At 69.4% G+C, this 16,067-nt stretch carries 17 protein-coding genes and 1 pseudogene; 9 read left to right on the top strand and 9 right to left on the bottom strand.

All coding sequences use genetic code 11. The features are described from left to right. Positions 1–32: 32 nt before the first annotated feature. From ACQP2T_RS31775 to ACQP2T_RS31795, 5 genes are all read left to right on the top strand, one after another. Positions 33–875 (top strand): SAM-dependent methyltransferase, encoded by an 843-nt coding sequence (locus tag ACQP2T_RS31775; RefSeq protein ID WP_433508583.1) that lies wholly within the window; start codon positions 33–35, stop codon positions 873–875. A gap of 112 nt (positions 876–987) precedes the next feature. Beyond that, positions 988–1,113, top strand: coding sequence for a hypothetical protein (locus tag ACQP2T_RS31780; protein ID WP_357957063.1), 126 nt, complete (start codon positions 988–990; stop codon positions 1,111–1,113). Between the two features lie 87 nt (positions 1,114–1,200). Continuing rightward, entirely contained in the window at positions 1,201–2,145 is a 945-nt protein-coding gene (locus tag ACQP2T_RS31785) for a SagB/ThcOx family dehydrogenase (protein ID WP_433508584.1), read from the top strand. After that, the gene (locus ACQP2T_RS31790; RefSeq protein ID WP_433508585.1) at positions 2,142–3,173 is read left to right on the top strand and encodes a TOMM precursor leader peptide-binding protein; all 1,032 of its coding nucleotides are present in this window, start codon (positions 2,142–2,144) and stop codon (positions 3,171–3,173) included. Before ACQP2T_RS31785 ends, ACQP2T_RS31790 begins: the two co-directional genes overlap by 4 nt. Further along, a complete protein-coding gene (locus tag ACQP2T_RS31795; RefSeq protein WP_433508586.1) occupies positions 3,166–4,530 on the top strand; it encodes a YcaO-like family protein in 1,365 nt (454 codons plus the stop codon). Before ACQP2T_RS31790 ends, ACQP2T_RS31795 begins: the two co-directional genes overlap by 8 nt. Before the next feature lie 56 nt (positions 4,531–4,586). Here the strand turns inward: ACQP2T_RS31795 and bla are convergent, their stop codons facing one another. The 6 genes from bla to ACQP2T_RS31825 form a co-directional block, all read right to left on the bottom strand. Continuing rightward, positions 4,587–5,531, bottom strand: a complete 945-nt coding sequence (gene bla, locus ACQP2T_RS31800) for a class A beta-lactamase (protein WP_433508587.1) — start codon at positions 5,529–5,531, stop codon at positions 4,587–4,589. Between the two features lie 104 nt (positions 5,532–5,635). Then, entirely contained in the window at positions 5,636–7,687 is a 2,052-nt protein-coding gene (locus ACQP2T_RS31805) for a prolyl oligopeptidase family serine peptidase (protein WP_433508588.1), read from the bottom strand. Positions 7,688–7,694: 7 nt separating this feature from the next. Beyond that, entirely contained in the window at positions 7,695–8,507 is an 813-nt protein-coding gene (locus ACQP2T_RS31810; protein WP_433508589.1) for a MerR family transcriptional regulator, read from the bottom strand. 88 nt (positions 8,508–8,595) lie between these two features. Then, the gene (locus ACQP2T_RS31815; protein WP_433508590.1) at positions 8,596–9,204 is read right to left on the bottom strand and encodes a class I SAM-dependent methyltransferase; all 609 of its coding nucleotides are present in this window, start codon (positions 9,202–9,204) and stop codon (positions 8,596–8,598) included. 91 nt (positions 9,205–9,295) lie between these two features. Beyond that, positions 9,296–9,694, bottom strand: coding sequence for a hypothetical protein (locus ACQP2T_RS31820; RefSeq protein WP_433508591.1), 399 nt, complete (start codon positions 9,692–9,694; stop codon positions 9,296–9,298). A 34-nt stretch (positions 9,695–9,728) separates the two neighbouring features. Further along, the gene (locus tag ACQP2T_RS31825) at positions 9,729–10,772 is read right to left on the bottom strand and encodes an NAD(P)-dependent alcohol dehydrogenase (RefSeq protein WP_433508592.1); all 1,044 of its coding nucleotides are present in this window, start codon (positions 10,770–10,772) and stop codon (positions 9,729–9,731) included. A 307-nt stretch (positions 10,773–11,079) separates the two neighbouring features. Here ACQP2T_RS31825 and ACQP2T_RS31830 point away from each other — a divergent pair, with 307 nt between their 5' ends. The 4 genes from ACQP2T_RS31830 (at position 11,080) to ACQP2T_RS31845 (ending at position 14,089) form a co-directional block, all read left to right on the top strand. Further along, on the top strand, positions 11,080–11,457 hold the full coding sequence (locus ACQP2T_RS31830; RefSeq protein WP_433508593.1) for a DUF2255 family protein: 378 nt from the start codon (positions 11,080–11,082) through the stop codon (positions 11,455–11,457). A gap of 109 nt (positions 11,458–11,566) precedes the next feature. Then, positions 11,567–12,445 carry an LLM class F420-dependent oxidoreductase gene (locus tag ACQP2T_RS31835; protein WP_433508594.1) on the top strand — a complete coding sequence of 293 codons (879 nt, stop codon included), beginning with the start codon at positions 11,567–11,569 and terminating at the stop codon, positions 12,443–12,445. Between the two features lie 42 nt (positions 12,446–12,487). After that, positions 12,488–13,279: an arginase family protein gene (locus tag ACQP2T_RS31840; protein ID WP_433508595.1), complete on the top strand. Its 792-nt coding sequence runs from the start codon at positions 12,488–12,490 to the stop codon at positions 13,277–13,279. 120 nt (positions 13,280–13,399) lie between these two features. Beyond that, positions 13,400–14,089 carry a type 1 glutamine amidotransferase domain-containing protein gene (locus ACQP2T_RS31845; RefSeq protein ID WP_357957040.1) on the top strand — a complete coding sequence of 230 codons (690 nt, stop codon included), beginning with the start codon at positions 13,400–13,402 and terminating at the stop codon, positions 14,087–14,089. On the opposite strand, the gene ACQP2T_RS31850 is transcribed toward ACQP2T_RS31845, so the two are convergent. The 3 genes and pseudogenes from ACQP2T_RS31850 to ACQP2T_RS31860 form a co-directional block, all read right to left on the bottom strand. Then, complete coding sequence (locus tag ACQP2T_RS31850) at positions 14,086–15,009, bottom strand: SDR family NAD(P)-dependent oxidoreductase (RefSeq protein ID WP_433508596.1); 924 nt, start codon at positions 15,007–15,009, stop codon at positions 14,086–14,088. The genes ACQP2T_RS31845 and ACQP2T_RS31850 overlap by 4 nt on opposite strands. A 253-nt stretch (positions 15,010–15,262) precedes the next feature. Further along, a pseudogene (locus ACQP2T_RS31855) lies at positions 15,263–15,538 on the bottom strand (hypothetical protein); the annotation flags it as partial. Continuing rightward, complete coding sequence (locus tag ACQP2T_RS31860) at positions 15,498–15,920, bottom strand: hypothetical protein (RefSeq protein ID WP_433508597.1); 423 nt, start codon at positions 15,918–15,920, stop codon at positions 15,498–15,500. The pseudogene ACQP2T_RS31855 and the gene ACQP2T_RS31860, both read right to left, overlap by 41 nt. Positions 15,921–16,067 lie beyond the last annotated feature (147 nt).

Here is a 16,067-nt window from a genome sequence, read left to right on the forward strand (position 1 = left end):
GTTGATCACGCGCTCTCCCTTAAGGCGTTCACATGACTGTCACCAAGCTCGACGCTGCCGCACATCGCCGCTGGCTGGGCAAGACCATGGCGCTGAGCTGCGGGCTGTGGGAGGGGACGAACGACCTCGACGCCGCCCAGCTCGCGAAATTCCGGCTGCTGAGTGACTGGGCGGAGGTGGGCGCCCAGTCACGCGTCCTCGACGTGGGCTCGGGCTACGGCGGCTTCCTGAGCTATCTGAGCCGGGAACGCGCTGTGGCAGCCGCGTGTGGTGTCGACGCCTCCGATCACGCATGCCAGGAAGCCGAAGGGTTGCGGCTGCGCGGGGTGACCATCCATCGGGGCGACTATCGCGCCTTCACCCCTGACCGGCCCTACGACGCGGTCGTCAGCATCGGGCTCCTGGAGAACCTGGAGACCGTGGACGGCATGCCCGACGCCTACACGGAGTTCTTCGCCCACGCGCACGCGTGGACCAGGCCGGGCGCCCGCCTGGCGCTGGAGAGCACGATCCGGGGGCACAGCGAGAGCTGGCCGGCCGAGGCCGCACGATACGTCGAGGCGATGCGACGCCTTCGCCTGACCGGCACCCTCCTCACGCTCGACCGGCTCCTGGCCGCCTGCGGGCGTTGGTGGGAGCCGATCCACATACGGACCCACCGCGACGACTACGCGCGCACCTTCGCGACCTGGGCCACCCAGCTGCGCGGGTGCGGGAGCGCCGAGCGCGACGAGGCGGCACTCGCCGACTGGCTGGAGTTCACCACGACGGGCGCGACGCTGTTCCAGCAGGGCGCCCTGTCCGTCGCGCACCTCGGACTACGCCGAATAGATCAACCGACGCGCCCGCCGGCCGCACCAGGTCCGCAGGCGTGAAGACACCCGGGCCACGGCCCGGCCCACAAGCCCCGCGATCAGATATCGCGAGGATCCGGTGAGGCACTCAGTCCGCACCGGCGGCACCCTCATGCACGAAAGGAGAGAGAAGATGCTTTCGACGAGCACCTCGACCGAAACCCTGAGCGCCTGCCCGATCGAGATGGAAGACGGCAAGCTTCTGGTCGCCCCGATCACCAGCAGCAGCAGTTCAGCCGCCGTCGCCATGGAGGAGTAACGCGAGAAGCGGGTGCCGTGTCCCGGTCCTCGGACCGGGACACGGCACCCGCCGAACCCGGCCCACCCCGTTCAAGGATCGGTGCAGATGGAGAACACGCCGGTGCTGCGCTCCGCGCTCGGCACCAACTTCTTCCGTGCGGTCAGCCCATGGCTGGACAGCACGGCTTTCCACACCAACCAGCTCCGGCACTCCCATCTCGGGATCTCCCGGTCGGCCTCGCCCGCCGAGGAGTTCCTGTACGCCAGCCGGCTCCGCCGCCACGACCGCGAGCTGCAGCGCTCGGTCGCCGACTACCTCACGACGGCGAGCATGGAGACGCTGAGCCACACCGATGAGGAGACCATCCCGGCGGCACGCCGCGTCGACCTGCCGGATCCGGCGCCGGCGCGGATGGCGCTGGATGAGGCGATCGCGGCCCGGCGCAGCACCCGCTCGTTCAGCGGGGCCCCGGTGACGCTGCCCGAGACCGCCGCGCTGCTACGGGCCGCCGGAGCGTGCTTCGGCCACCAGGCGGGCCGGCCGCACCGAGCCGTCCCCAGCGGCGGCGGCCTGTACCCGGTCGAGCTGCACCTCGCCGCACGCGAGGTGACGGACCTGGAGCCGGGCCTGTACCGCTACGCCCCCCGCCTGGACTGCCTGGCCCGCCACGGCGGCCCTCAGCAACTGGCCGCGCTGCTGCGCTGCGGCCTGGACGAGCTGCCCGACCTGCTGCCGATCGACCGAGCGGCGCTCGTCGTGCTGTTCGTCGGGCGCCCATGGCGCTCGATGCGCAAGTACGGCCCGCGCGGGCTGCGGTTCGTGCTGCACGAGGTGGGGGCGATGGCCCAGCATGTCCATCTCACCGCGGCCGCGCTGGGCCTGGCCGGCACCGACTGGTCGACCTACTACGACGAGGAGGCCCACGAGGTCCTCCGGGTCGACGGGCTGCGGACCGCCTTGCTGCATCTGATCGTCCTCGGCCGGCCGGACGACCGGCCACATCCGCAGGAGAAGAGCCGCCCTCGACCGCGTTCGCAGGAGAAGATGTGACACAGCCCGCATCACCCCGTATTAAGCGGTCGTTCTCGGTCATCGGGCATGATCCCGACACGGTCGAGCTCAGGCAGGGCGTGTGGAGCGCCACCTCGCACACCATCACCGACGAAGCCCGGCGCGGCTGGCTGTTCTCGGTGGTGAACGCTCTGGACGGCTCCCGGGAAGTGGCCGAGCTCGCCTCGCGGGCGAACATCGGCATGGAGGAGATGTCCGCGCTCCTGGAGCAGTTGCGGACACTCGACGTGATCGAGGACACCGCGACGAACGCACTCGACCACTACCTCGACCACTACGCCGACCTGCTCTCCGGGCCACCGCCACCCGCCCGTCCGATACGGGTCATCGGCGACGGCGCTATGGCCGCCCGCGTCACGGCGCTGATCGCGGCCAGCGATCCGGAGCTCGACGTGACCAACTCCAGCGACGATCCCGTCCTCGGGGTGCTCAACGACGCCGACACCGGCTGGACCACGCACGGGCTGCGGCTGCACGAAGTCGCCGAGACATTCGCCTCCTGGGAGGGCGGCATCACCGTGTGGGCCGGCGTCCGGGTGGATCCGGTGACGGTGAGCCTGTTCAACAGGGTCGCCCTGGAAGTCGGCATGTCCTGGCTGCACGGCACGATCGATGGGCCGTTCCTGTTCGTCGGCCCGACCTTCCACCCGGGCCGCGGGCCCTGCTACACCTGTCTGGAAACGCGCATCACGATGAACCTCGCCGACGGCGCGGGCTACCGCCGATACAAGAACGCGCTCACCACCGCGCAGGCGTCGGGCGGACGTCCGCCGATGCTGGCCGCGCTGTCCTCGCTGCTCTGCTCCCATCTCGCCTTGGAAGCGATCAACCTCGCCCATACGGGCGCCTCCTTCACCCACGGCAAGATGCTGTGCGTCTACCTCCCCACCTGGGAGACGACCGTCAGCGAGGTCCTGCAGATCCCCGGCTGTCCGGCCTGCTCACCCGTCGCGCAGCGCGACGAACCCGAGCTCTACTTCCAGGCCAAGGAGTGGCTCAGTGGCTGACCAGCGCTCCGCCGCGGGTCTCGTACCGCGGACCACACCGTTCGACACCGGCACCCGGGCGCTGGCCCGGCGCATGCTGAACCCCGTGTGCGGCCTGATACCGCGGCTGAAGTTCAGCGCCCGCTCACGTGGCGAACCACGCATCGCCATCGCCGGCGCCGAACTCACCGGCGTGCACGTCCTGTACGACGCCCGGCCGATCCCCGCCGAGCGCCACCACCTGGGCGGGGCCGGCATCTTGCTCGACGAGCCCCTCATCAAGTCGCTCGGGGAGTCGGCCGAGCGTTACTGCCACCACTCGTACCTCGCCCTGCACCGCGACCGGCTCCGCTTCGCCAGTCACCGCGCCATGAGCAGCGGTGGCCACGCGATTCCGGCAGATCAGTGCCTGTCGTTCTTCTCCGACGAGCAGCTCGGCCGCGACGGCTTCCTTTTCGAGCCCTTCGACCCCGACGCCCCGATGAGCTGGCTGCCCGCCGACTCGCTCACCTCCGACGACACCTACTGGATGCCCGCCCAGCTCACGCTGGTCGGCTACCTGCCGCGGCGCAAGGAGGGCGAGCCCTGGGTGAACGCCGCGGTGACCACCGGCACCGCGACCCACAGCGACCCGGGCAAAGCCCTGCTCGGCGCGCTGGAGGAGCTCATCCAGCTCGACTGCGTGATCGGGCACTGGTACGGCGGTCAGCCCTCCGTCAAGATCCTTCTTGACGGCCGCCTGCGGGCCCTCGCCCGGTTGATCGACCGTCACTGGTCGCCGGGCACGCCGCCCCCGGAGTTCCACCTCCTGCCCAGTCCCGACCTGCCCGGCTTCACCGTCGCCTGCGTCTACCGCGACGAGCACCCCGGCAACGCGCCGGTCGTCGCGGGCCTGGGCAGCGACCAGCGCCTGGGCCACGCGATGTACAAGTCGCTCCTCGAAGCCGTCGCGGTGTTCCGCTACGCCAACTGGATGGCCGCCAAGGCCGCCATCGAGGACAGTGACATCACCGACAAGGACCGCTTCTTCGATCTCGACGACAACGTGGCCTACTACACAGATCCGGCCAACGCCGCGATCATCGACAAGCGCTTCGCCGTCCATGTGGAGGTCTCGGCGCGCGACCTGCCCCCCGACGCGGCCCCGGACCTCCGCGGCCGCGTGAAAGGGCTGGTGGCGGCCTTCGCCAAGACCGGAAAACAGCTCGGCTACCTCGACCTCACCACCCCGGACATCCGCCACCTCGGGCTCACGGTCTGCCGCGTCTGGTCCCCGGACACCCTCAGCCTGTGCCCGCCCAGCGCGCCGCCCCTGCTTCACAAGCGATTCGCCGACTACGGCGGCGCGACCAACCCCGAGCCCCACCCCTACCCTTGATCACCTCATGACGGGAGGACGTCGCGCGAGGTCACGGTGCCGGCTGGCAGGCGGCGTCAGAGCTTGCCGAGTCCCCGGGCCAGAATGGTGGCGGACTTCGCGATGGTCGTGTTGTCGGTGGGGAGGCCCGGGGTGCGGTTGGTATAGATCGCCATGACGATGGGAGCGGCGCCCTGCTCGGAGCGGATCACGGCGATGTCGTTCCCGCCGCCGAATCCGTCGGAGTTGGTGCCGGTCTTGTCGGCGATCGTCCAGGTCTTGGGCAGGCCCGCCCGGATCCGCTCGGCGCCGGTCTTGTTGGCAAGCAGCCAGGCGTTGAACTGCTCCCGGTCCTTGGCGTCCAGCGCGTCGCCGATCGCGAGCACGCGCAGATCGCGGGCGATGGCCGCGGGCGTGGTGGTGTCGCGCTTCTCCTTGGGCGTCCAGTCGTTGAGCTCGGGGTGCCAGCGGTCCATCCGGGAGGTCGAGTCCTTCAGCGTACGGAAGTACTTCGTCAGCCCGGCGGGCCCGCCGATCAGCTTGAGCAGCAGGTTGGCCGCGGTGCCGTCGCTCTTGGTGATGGCCGCCTCGCACAACTGGGCGACCGTCAGACCGTCCTCGACGTGCTTCTCGGTGACCGGCGAATTGGGCGTCATGTCGGCGGCCGTCCACTTGATGAGCTTGTTCATCAGGCCCGGCTCGGAGGTGCGCGCCTTGTTCAGCACGGCCGCGCAGAGGGGCGCCTTGAAGGTGGACAGAAACGCGAAGCGCTCGCCCGCCCGGTACGTCACCGTCTTGCCGGTGGCGGTGTCGATGGCGTACGCCCCGATACGGCCCTTGAAGGACACCTCCAGCGCCCGCAACTCCTTCCTGACCTGAGCCTCGCCCGAAACGGCCGGGGACGCCGCGACGGTGGCGGCCGAGGCCGGGCCCGCGCCGAGAGCGCTGCCGGACAGGAGGGAGAACGCCAACGAGGTCGCGGGGAGCGCTGCGGTGACGCGGCGGACGCGGAAGTGTCGCATGCCGAAATCCTTGCTTCTCATCTGTCAGAAGCTTGGAGCAAAGCAGATGTGATCATCCGCTGTCTAATAGCGATATCAGGGATCCAGCGATATCGAGTCCAATATCACTGCAGGTCAGGCACCAGACCCAGTTCCCGCATGACGAACGCCAGCCAGAAGCTCTGCTGCTGGACGATCGTGCTCCAGCTCGTTCCCCCATGGCCCGCGTCGGACCAGACGCGCAGCAGGACAGGATGGGACGAGGTGGTGGCGGCCTGCGTTCTGGCGGCGAACTTGCGGGAGTGCCACGCCGGGCAGCGAGGATCGTTGGCCCCCGCGTCCAGCAGGATCGCCGGGTAGGCCGTGCCCGGTTTCACGTTGTGGTACGGCGAGTAGGCCATGAGCACGGGGGCGTCGGCCGGGTCGTTGGGATTGCCGTACTCGGAGAGGGTCGCCGCGGTGCCCAGCGGGTCGCGGGCGACGCGCATCAGGTCCAGCTTCGGGGCGCCGCAGACCACCGCCCGCCACAGCTCCGGCCGCTGGGTCACGGCGGCGCCCGTGAGCAGCCCGCCGTTGGAGGCGCCCTGGACCGCCAGCCGGTCGGGCGTGGTGACCCCGTCGGCGATCAACCGCTCCGCGATGGCGTACAGGTCATTGAAGGTGTTCTGCTTGGCGTGCAGCCGCCCGCCCTCCCACCACTCCAGGCCGAACTCCCCGCCCCCGCGCAGATGGGCGTGCGCGTAGATCCCGCCCGCCTCCACGAACGCGGCCAGGGGGCCGAGGTACGACGCCAGCACGGCGATGTTGAACCCGCCGTACCCCTGGATCAGGGTCGGCTGTGGCAGCGAGCGGTCCAGGTCGGCGCGGTGGACCAGGGTGCAGGGCACGCGCGTGCCGTCGGCCGACGTGGCCCATACGCGGGTGGTGACCAGCCCGGTGAGGGTGTGGCCCGACCCCTGCAGGGCGGTCAGGGCCCCCGACTCCAGCTCGTAGTGGTAGACCGTGGGGGACTGGGTGTAGGAGGTGTAGCCGAAGGTGATGGCGTCCTCGCAGCCCACGACCTGGTCCATCACCCCCAGGGCGACGACTCCTTGAGCGATGGAGCTGACCGAGCCCTGGCCGGGCAGCGGGACCTCCCCGAGGTCCGTGCCGTCCAGGCCGAGGATCCGGATGCGGGAGACGGTGTCCACCAGCTCGCCGAGCACCAGCCGCTCGCCGACCAGGGTCACGCCGGTGAGTACGGCGTCGCCGCCCGGCACCAGCTCGGTCCAGGTGTCCGGGTTGTCGGGGCTGTCCAGCGGGATGCGGACCAGGCGGCCTCGCGGGGCGCCCGCCGTGGTGACGGCCACGTAGGAGTCGCCGACGAGCACGCCCTTGTACAGGTGCTCGGCGTCGGTGACGAACTCCCGCCACTCCCAGGGACCGTCCAGGCGGGCGATGAAGTGCGGCCGGGGCCGTAGATGGTCGACCTGGACCAGCGCCCAGCGCCCGTCCCTGGAGATCTTGGGGATGGCGAACATGTGGGGGATGTCCAGCGGCTCTGGCTGGGTGGCCGCCGGCTGCCCCAGCCGGTGGAAGAACAGCCGCCACCGTACCTGCGCCGCCCCCGACTCGTTGGCCATGTAGAAGAATCCGCTGCCGTCGGGGAGCCAGGCCACCAGCCCCGGCCGCTGCTGCGGTACGCCGTCCAGCAGCACCTTTCCGGTGTCGATCTCGATCACCTTGAGCGCCGGCAGCTCGCGGCCCCCGGCGTCGAGGGAGTACGCCAGCAGGCTGCCGTCGGGGGAGGGCTGCGGGCTCATACGCAGTGGCGTGCCGTCGGACAGCTCGTTGAGGTCGATCACCATGCGCCATGGACCCGTGGGGGCGTCGGCCGTCTCGAAGACCATCAGCTCCCGGCCGTCGGGGATGCGCGCGCGGAACCACCGCGGCCCGTATCGCACCGGAACCACCAGGTTGCGGGCGTCCATCTGCTCGACCAGCTCCTCGACGCGGGCCGCGAGCGCCTCATGGTGCGGCCAGCCGTGCACGTAGGAGCGGGCCAGCTCGTCCTGGGCCTTCTGCCAGGCCGCCGCACCCTCGCCGTCGTTCTCCTCCAGCCACTGGTAGGGGTCGTCGAAGACCAGGCCGCCGACCTCGTTGTGCTCCGGCCGTAACGGCGCCTCGGGGTATCGCATTCTCGCGTCACTCTCCTGATTCGTGTTCGCGGGCCCAGATCACGGCCCGCTGGAGGTAGTCGAAGATGGCGGGCAGGCCGTCGGCGTCCAGCCACTCGATCTGGCGGCTGACCTCCTCACTGACCCCGGCGCTGTTGTCGCGCCACCACGCCGTTCCGGCGCTCTTGAGCCGTTCGTCGAGCTGCTCGTCGCCGCCCTGGACTGCGGCCGCCATCGCCGTCCAGCGGGCGGTCACGGCCTGCACCTGGGGGTCGTCGACGGGCGTGCCCGCCAGCATGTGCTGGTGGGCCTCCTTGAGCAGGACGAGCCATTCGGCGCGTAGGTCCCGCAGCGTGTCCTCGCCGAGTTGGATCCGGCGCTGGGCCAGGTGGTCTCGCAACTCCTGGGCGAAGTACGTCTCGTACACCGAGATCTCTTCGAGGGCGGTCATGAAGTGCTCCGAATCGGGCATGACCGACCGGTCGAGCAGCCCGAGGAGCCCGCCGATCTTCGTCTTGAGCTGCGCCATCCGGGCCGATTGCAGCTCCAGCTCGGCCAGCTGGGCGCCGAGCAGGTCGCGCATGGCCGTCAGGTCGTCGGCCGGCCGCCGGAGGACGTTCGCGATCTCCTCCAGCGACAGTCCCAGTCCGCGCAGGGCGCGCACGCGATACAGCTGCCGCAGATCGGCCTCGGTGTAGCGGCGGTGGCCCGACGCGGTCCGCTCGCCGGCCCGGACCAGGCCGATCTCGTCGTAGTGGTAGAGCGTACGGATGGTGACCCCGGTGGCCTTGGCCAGCTCTCCGATGGTCCATCGACGCTCGATACCGTCGTTTTCGGTCACGGAGTCGACGGTAGATCCTCCCGCCACGGGAGGTTCAAGCCAGAACTCCCGCGTGTCTCATCGTGGCCGTCGAGGCGGTGGGACGCGGCTATGTGAAGCGAGGACGGCGGGCCATGTAGACGGTCGCGGGCGGCAGGTTCTGCCAGACCGTCATGGTCGTCACGACCTCCTCGAAGTGCGTACGCAGGCCATCGAGCAGCCGCCGTGCCGGAGCTGCCCAGCGTGTCCAGTTGTAGGCGAACTGCGTGTAGACCCCGGTAGGGGAGAGAACGCGGGCCACTGACTCGATCAGCGGAGGCTGCCCGGCGTAGGCGACCCACGGCAGACCGCTGACCACGACGTCCACCTGCCCGACGCGGAGCTCGGCGAGCAGATCGGGCAGGCGTACGGCGTCCTCGCACACCACCTCGACCGACGGGTACGCCCGTGCGATCCGCGTGGCGAACCTGTCGTTCAGTTCGACCACGATGTGCCTGCCCCGGCCGCCGAGCCGCCGCTGGATGGCATGGGTGAAGGCACCCGTCCCCGCGCCGAGCTCGACCACCACCGGCTCGCCGCGCTCCGGGACGCCCGCCACCATCCGCGCCGCCAGCCGCGCCGAGCTCGGTAGCACCGAAGCCGTACGCGTAGGCGACTTGACGAATTCCCACATGAACCGGCTGCTGCCGAGGCCAAGGCGGTTCTGATCGGTCGTCACAGTTTCTTCTCCCCGAGCCTGTATGTAGATCATGTCGGGTTGAAGTGAACGACTCAGGTAGGTCGGGCGAACGACAGGGTGCCTGGAACGGTCACATCACCGCGTCTGTCTCCAGCGGCCCGGCGGTGATGCGTATCGTCCGGATCCGGAGCGGCTCTCCGTCATCGAGGTAGAAGATGTGCATGAACGGGGCGCGCACCACCCGGTTCGGTTCGGCCTTCTTGGCCATGGTCGCTTCGCCGCGCAGCAGGCGGACTCCGTCGCCCGCGGTCCAGAACTCCAGCACCTCGTGGGTGATGTTCAGCGGCTCGTCGATCTTGACGAAGAACGCCTGGATGGCCTCGACGCCGTGGCTGTGCTCGGTGCCGAAGTACATGTCGGTGTCCTCGGTCAGCGGCGCGAAGCCCTCGCCGAACTCCAGGGTGTCGATGGCTTCCATGAACTTCAGGACCCAGCCGGGTACGTCCGTCGCTTGTGCGGTGTCAGCCATGGTGGTCCATGAAGTACTCCTTCTTGAAGGTGGCTCAGGCCAGGGTCGAGATGTCGATCACGAACCGGTACCGCACGTCGGAGGCCAGGACGCGCTCGTACGCCTCGTTGATCTTGTCGGCCGAGATGACCTCGATGTCCGCCCCGAGGTGGTGCTGGGCGCAGAAGTCGAGCATTTCCTGGGTTTCGCGGATGCCGCCGATCGCCGAACCGGCGAACGACCGGCGGCTCATGATGAGGGGGAACACGTTGAACGCCAGAGGTTCGGCCGGAGCGCCGACGTTGACCATCGTGCCGTCCACGGCCAGCAGCGACAGGTAGGCGTCGAGGTCGATCTTCGCGCTGATGGTGTTCACGATGAGGTCGAAGGAGCCGGCGAGCTGCTCGAACGTCTCCGGGTCGCTCGTGGCGTAATAGTGGTCCGCGCCCAGGCGCAGGCCGTCCTCCCTCTTCTTCAGCGACTGCGACAGGACGCTCACCTCGGCGCCCAGCGCGTGCGCGAGCTTGACGGCCATGTGACCGAGCCCGCCGAGCCCGACGACCGCCACCTTCTTGCCAGGGCCGGCGCCCCAGCGGCGTAGCGGCGAGTACGTCGTGATGCCGGCGCACAGCAGCGGCGCGGCGGAGTCGAGCTCGATACCTTCGGGGATCCGTACGACGAAGTCCTCGGTCACCACGATGTGGGTGGTGTAGCCGCCCTGGGTGATCCGTCCGTCCTTGTCGGGGGAGCCGTAGGTGAGCGTGCTGCCCTTGAGGCAGTACTGCTCCTCGCCTTTGCGGCAGCTGGAGCACTCGCCGCAGGAGTCGACCATGCAGCCGACGCCGACCCGGTCTCCGACGGCGTACTGGGTGACCTCCGGGCCGACCGCGGCGACGATCCCGGCGATCTCGTGACCTGGGGCGACGGGATAGGGGGCCGTGCCCCATTCGCCGCGTACGAAGTGGATGTCGGAGTGGCAGATCCCGCAGTACTTGATCTCGATGAGGACATCGCGCGGGCCGACGTCGCGACGGTCGACCCTCGCCGGGGCGAGCGGCTCGGTCGCGGACGTGGCGGAGTAGGAGTTGACGGTGAGCATGTTCTTCTCCGTGCTGAAGCTTCTACGACTGCTTCTATGACTGACGGCGGCGCGTGTCGGCGCGGCCGGAGCGAGCGTGTTCCGAGCTGTTTTGAAGCTGCTCTGAGCAGGGAAAACGTCTCTTTCCCCACCCCACTGTGCCACCGCCCCGCGCTGCGCGGCAGGGCGGGGTGTGCCGGGGAGCGGTGTTCAGGGGTGTGACAGGGCCCCCCAGGCGCCGGGTCGGCGGCGCGGGTTCGGGTATTGACGATGCGGCCGCGGCACTTGAGACCGCGGCGATCACCGATATGACGAAGGAGACAAGCCGATGACCACGTGGACGAGCGACGAGCTCAGCAGGATCGAGGCGGCCGACGAGTTGCGGATCGAGCCCCGGCGGGGCGACGGCACGCTGGGCAAGCCGGTGCCGATCTGGGTCGTCCGCCATGGCGACCACCTCTATGTCCGCTCCTACAAGGCGGGCGCGGGTGCCTGGTTCCGCACGGTCCAGGAGACCCACGAAGGCCATATCCGGGCCGGCGGCGTCGACAAGGACGTCACCATCGAGGCGGAGACCGATCCTGACATCGGCCACCAGATCGACGCCGCCTACCGCGCCAAGTACGGCCGCTACGGTCCGACGTACATCGACGCCATGGTGGCGCCCGAGGTGCGAGCCACGACCCGCAAGCTCGAGCCTCGCTGAACCTCGCGGCCCCCAAGACTTGCCTTGACGCTGGCGGCAACGTTCTAGCGTGTCGGCGACAGGCGGGGGGCGCATGCCGATCCTCCGTGCGCCGATCGGAGGAATGACGATGAAGTTCGGGATCAGCTACAACATGGCCTATTTCGGCGTCGACCCCGAAAGGATCATGGCCTTCGCCCGGCATGCCGAGGACAGCGGCTTCGAGTCGCTGTACCTGCCGGAGCACATCGCGCTGTATCCCGGTGCCACAGTCGGGACCATGGAGCTCCCGCCGTCGCTGCCTTACGCCGATCCGCTGGACTGCCTGAGCTTCGTCGCCGCGGCCACGGAGCGGATCCAGCTCGGAACGGGTGTGCTGCTGCTGCCGTACCACCACCCGGTGGTCCTCGCCAAGCGCCTGGCGACGATCGACGTGCTGTCCAAGGGGCGGATGCGGCTGCTGACCGTGGGGCTCGGCTCCCTGCCCGGCGAGGCGCGGGCGGTGGGGGTCGACTTCAGCACCCGCGGCCGGCGCGCCGACGAGGCGATCGATGTCATGCGGCTGCTCTGGGCCGGTGGCGAGGACGGCGTCAGCTTCGCGGGGGAGTTCTTCGCCTTCGACGACCTGTGCCAGTTCCCCAAACCCGTCGGTGTCACCCACCTGCCGATCCACATCGGCGGATCGAGCCGGGCGGCCGCCCGCCGCGCCGGGCGACGCGGGGACGGCTACTTCCCCGGCGGCGCGCTCGGTCCGGACGAGCGCGCCCTCCAGTTGGACCTCGCCCGCTCGACCGCCGTCGAGGCGGGGCGCAGCCCGGAAGCGCTGGAGTACACGCGATGGGGGTCGATCGACATGTCCGCCGAGGGGATCGAAGCCCTCGCCGCGCAAGGCGTGACCCGCCTCGTCGTGAACCCCACCGCCCCCGATCTGGACCGGCAACGCGATCAGATGTCCGCGTTCGCCCAGCGCTTCGCCCTCCTCGACACCTCCCTCAGCGGTCCGGCTTGATTCCGCTGGACCTTTGATCCCAACGCCTCGTAACGTCGCCGCATGACGACAGTGCTCTGTGTACCTCAATGGCAAGGATCGGCGTCGAGCAACGCGCCGCGGCTGATGGCCGGTGCCCGCCGCGCCGCCGAACTCATCCCCGCCGACGCGGTGGTGACCGTGCCCGTGATGGAAACCGGCGGGGACAAGGGCGCAGGGGTCCGCGCGTACGACGCGCTCGTGGAGAATCAGCGACTGACGCGGAAGGCACTGACCGGCATCGACGACCGGGTGATCACCGTCGGGGGCGACTGCGCGGTCGACATCCCGCCGATCGCCGCCGCTCACGCCCGCTATGGGGACGCTTTGACGGTGCTGTGGATCGACGCGCACCCCGACGTCTACAGCCCGCAGACCCTGCCGTCGGGCGCCTTCCATGGAATGGTGGTACGCGCGCTGCTCGGGGACGGGCCGGCCGGCCTCACGCCGCCGCAACCGCTGACACCACGGCAGGTGATCATCGCGGGGGAGCGGGCGGGCGACGTGTCCGAGCACGAGTACCTCGCGAAGACCGGCCTGCGCAGGTACGGCGTCGACGACCTGGAGCGCGTGCTCGACGGTCTGCGCGGTCCCGTGTACGTGCACATCGACCTCGACGTCCTGGAGCCCACCGCCTTCGGCTCGACCTGCTACCCCGAGCCGAACGGCGTACAGCCGCAACGACTGATCGACCTCGTCTCCCAGGTGGACGACATCATCGGCGCGGCCATCACCGAACACGCGCCGGCCGGCGACGCCGCCGACCCCGGCGAGGCCGAGACGATCCGCCGGCTGGGCGCCGCGCTGACCCGCTGACAGGGTGCCTGCGGTGAGGCGCGCACCCCCGCCACATGGCCTCGACAACACTCGACATAGGCTGCTTCCAGGAAGGGCCTGAGCCAACCGCAGCAGATGCAGACGGGGGGCGGTTGCCCGATGGCGAAGCTACTTTTCGTGATGACCGGCACGGCGTACTGGACGCTCAAGGACGGCACCAGGCATGCGACGGGTTACTGGGCCGAGGAGTTCGCGGCCCCGTACAAGGCCCTCACCGAGGCCGGCCACGAGGTCGTGGTCGCCACCCCCAACGGGGTGGTACCGACCGTGGACATGATGAGCCTGCGCCCCGAGATGGCGGGTAGCGCGCAGATCGCTCTCGATCTGGAGGCGATCATCCGTTCCGCGGAGGTGATGCGGCGGCCGATCCACTTGGCGGACGCCCGCCTGGAGGACTACGACGCCGTCTACTGCCCGGGCGGCCACGGCCCCATGGAAGACCTGTACATCGACGCGGACGCCGGCCGGCTGCTGACCGCGGCGCTCGCCTCTGGCAAGCCCCTCGCGATCGTCTGCCACGCCCCGGCCGCGATGCTGGCCACCAGGATCCACGGTGTGTCGCCCTTCGCCGGTTATCAGATCACCGCGTTCACCAACGAGGAAGAGAACGCGGTCGGGCTCGCCTCGAAGGCCCGCTGGTTGCTGGAGGACGAGCTCATCGACCTGGGCGTCGACTTCACCAAGGGCGAGATGTGGAAGCCCTACACGGTGGTCGACCGCAACCTGTTCACCGGGCAGAACCCCGCGTCGGCGGCCGTCCTGGCCGAACGGCTGCTCAAGGTCCTTTAGCCGATCATGTCGAGGGACACCTGCCAGAGGCGGGCGGCGGCGGCGGGGTCGACGGCGTAGGCCGCGAAGCCGCGCCGGAGCCCGGGTGTGTGCGGGACCGCTGGTTGGCAGTCCTCGAAGTACTGTCCGGTCACGCCTTCGACGAGCGGCGAGGCGGCCAGCAGGGTCGAGGTGGCCGCGCCCTGCGGGATGTCCTTGACCGTCACACCGTCGCTGGATTCGGGCTCGAACGATGCCGGTGGGACGGTCATGTGCCGCGACAGGCCGGTGCTCCAGATACGGCCGGGGTTGAGCGCGTTGACCATGATGCCGTCATCGGCCCAGCGCCTGGCGGCTTCGACGGCGAACAGGATGTTCGCGGTCTTGGATTGGCTGTAGGCCTTCCACTCGTCGTACGGGTGACGCTCGAAGTTGATGTCGTCCCAGATGATGTCCCCATTGACGTGGCCCACGGAGCTCACGACGACGACACGTGCGCGCCCGGCGGCCGCGAGGGCGTCATGCAGTCGTGTGGTGAGGACGAAATGGCCGAGATGATTGGTGGCGAACTGCATCTCCCAGCCCTCGGCGGTACGCCGCTCGGGGGTGGCCATGATGCCGGCGTTATCGACCAGGATGTCGAGCCGGCCTCGCCAGGAGGCGGCGAAGGCGTCGATCGAGTCGCGGACCGATAGGTCCATCAAGGCCACCTGTACCCGCGCATTGCCGGTGGACGCCACGATGTCGGCGGCGACCTTCTCGCCCGCGGCCGTGTCGCGGACCGCGAGGGTGACGTCGGCGCCGGCCTTGGCGAGCGCCCGCGCGGTCTCCACGCCGATTCCCGACGACGCTCCCGTCACGATGGCCCTCTTGGCGGACAGATCGACGCCCTCGACGGTTTCCGCAGCGGTCGTGGCCGCCCCGAAGGCAATGGTGATCATGTTGATGTCCTTCACGTAGGATTAACCGGAGCTGGCTCCGGTTAGCCTCACTATAACCGGAGCCGGCTCCGATTTTGCCAGTGGCACAGGAAGCGATCCATGGACACGAAGGACCCCAGGTAACCCCGAGCCAACCGTGAAGGGCTCCTTCGTCGAAGCGCCGATAGCCAGGCGCGAGAGGGCGGATGCCGACCACGTGGTCGAACAGCCATCCGGCCACTGACCCGAACGCGTAGTGGTCGTGGGACATCCGAGCGGCGCCTTTCCGGTCGGATCCCTCCCAGGTTTCCCAGGTGGTTGTGGCGCCTCGCTCGATTTGATGGAGCCACGATGGGGGCGTGTCGCCGTTGAGCGAAGGCGCGTGGAGATGACAACCCCCATTGGTTTCGGATGCGGGCCGCCGCGGACCCAAGATGGGGCTGACCGTCCGCCCGTCCGGCGCCCCGGTGATCGGACAGGCGGACGCGGGCGGCGAGAACCGGCGGGGATCAGTCCTTGTCGTAGTACCAGTCGGTGCAGAAGCTCGCACCGTTGAAGCGGACGCACGCGCGCATGCTGTTGTGGAGGTTGCTCAGGTCGTTGGAGAACTTGGCGCTGAAGGGACCGCACTGGGTCCACGTGGCGCCGCCGTCGTAGGAGCGGTCGACCCAGGTCTGGTCTCCGGAGCGGTAGCCACTGCGGACAGCCGCGAAGGAGTGGTCGCTCAGCCGCTGGTTGACCAGGGCGATCTTCACCGTCCGGCCGCCGTGGGGGATCGTGCGCGTCTTGACGTCGTGGTCGGCGATCCCGTTGCCGGGCCAGCTTCCGCAGTTGGTGTCCGCGACCGCGGACGGCCCGGTGAGGGCGAGCAGGGGAAGGGCGAGCAGCGCCCCGGCGAGAATCGCGGCGGTCCGGCGGCGGGTGGGCGGCATGGAGAACCTCCTTGGGATGGGGGATCGCGATCTGACTGAGGCGAACTGTTCCGGGTGAGCGGCACGCTGCCAAGAGGGAGAGTGGGAAACGGGACGGGTGGGATGCCGGTGGCCGCTCTGGCCTGCGGGTTCATCTGCTCTTTGGGA

The sequence above is a fragment of the Nonomuraea sp. CA-143628 genome, from assembly GCF_050942315.1.
In the GTDB taxonomy this organism is placed as follows: domain Bacteria; phylum Actinomycetota; class Actinomycetes; order Streptosporangiales; family Streptosporangiaceae; genus Nonomuraea.

Coding starts and splice junctions, on each gene's coding strand:
- ACQP2T_RS31820 (WP_433508591.1), bottom strand. CDS start 9,694: ATGGCTGACACCGCACAAGCGACGGACGTACCCGGCTGGGTCCTGAAG.
- bla (WP_433508587.1), bottom strand. CDS start 5,531: ATGCGACACTTCCGCGTCCGCCGCGTCACCGCAGCGCTCCCCGCGACC.
- ACQP2T_RS31840 (WP_433508595.1), top strand. CDS start 12,488: ATGACGACAGTGCTCTGTGTACCTCAATGGCAAGGATCGGCGTCGAGC.
- ACQP2T_RS31835 (WP_433508594.1), top strand. CDS start 11,567: ATGAAGTTCGGGATCAGCTACAACATGGCCTATTTCGGCGTCGACCCC.
- ACQP2T_RS31785 (WP_433508584.1), top strand. CDS start 1,201: ATGGAGAACACGCCGGTGCTGCGCTCCGCGCTCGGCACCAACTTCTTC.
- ACQP2T_RS31845 (WP_357957040.1), top strand. CDS start 13,400: ATGGCGAAGCTACTTTTCGTGATGACCGGCACGGCGTACTGGACGCTC.
- ACQP2T_RS31830 (WP_433508593.1), top strand. CDS start 11,080: ATGACCACGTGGACGAGCGACGAGCTCAGCAGGATCGAGGCGGCCGAC.
- ACQP2T_RS31775 (WP_433508583.1), top strand. CDS start 33: ATGACTGTCACCAAGCTCGACGCTGCCGCACATCGCCGCTGGCTGGGC.
- ACQP2T_RS31825 (WP_433508592.1), bottom strand. CDS start 10,772: ATGCTCACCGTCAACTCCTACTCCGCCACGTCCGCGACCGAGCCGCTC.
- ACQP2T_RS31860 (WP_433508597.1), bottom strand. CDS start 15,920: ATGCCGCCCACCCGCCGCCGGACCGCCGCGATTCTCGCCGGGGCGCTG.
- ACQP2T_RS31805 (WP_433508588.1), bottom strand. CDS start 7,687: ATGCGATACCCCGAGGCGCCGTTACGGCCGGAGCACAACGAGGTCGGC.
- ACQP2T_RS31780 (WP_357957063.1), top strand. CDS start 988: ATGCTTTCGACGAGCACCTCGACCGAAACCCTGAGCGCCTGCCCGATC.
- ACQP2T_RS31850 (WP_433508596.1), bottom strand. CDS start 15,009: ATGATCACCATTGCCTTCGGGGCGGCCACGACCGCTGCGGAAACCGTC.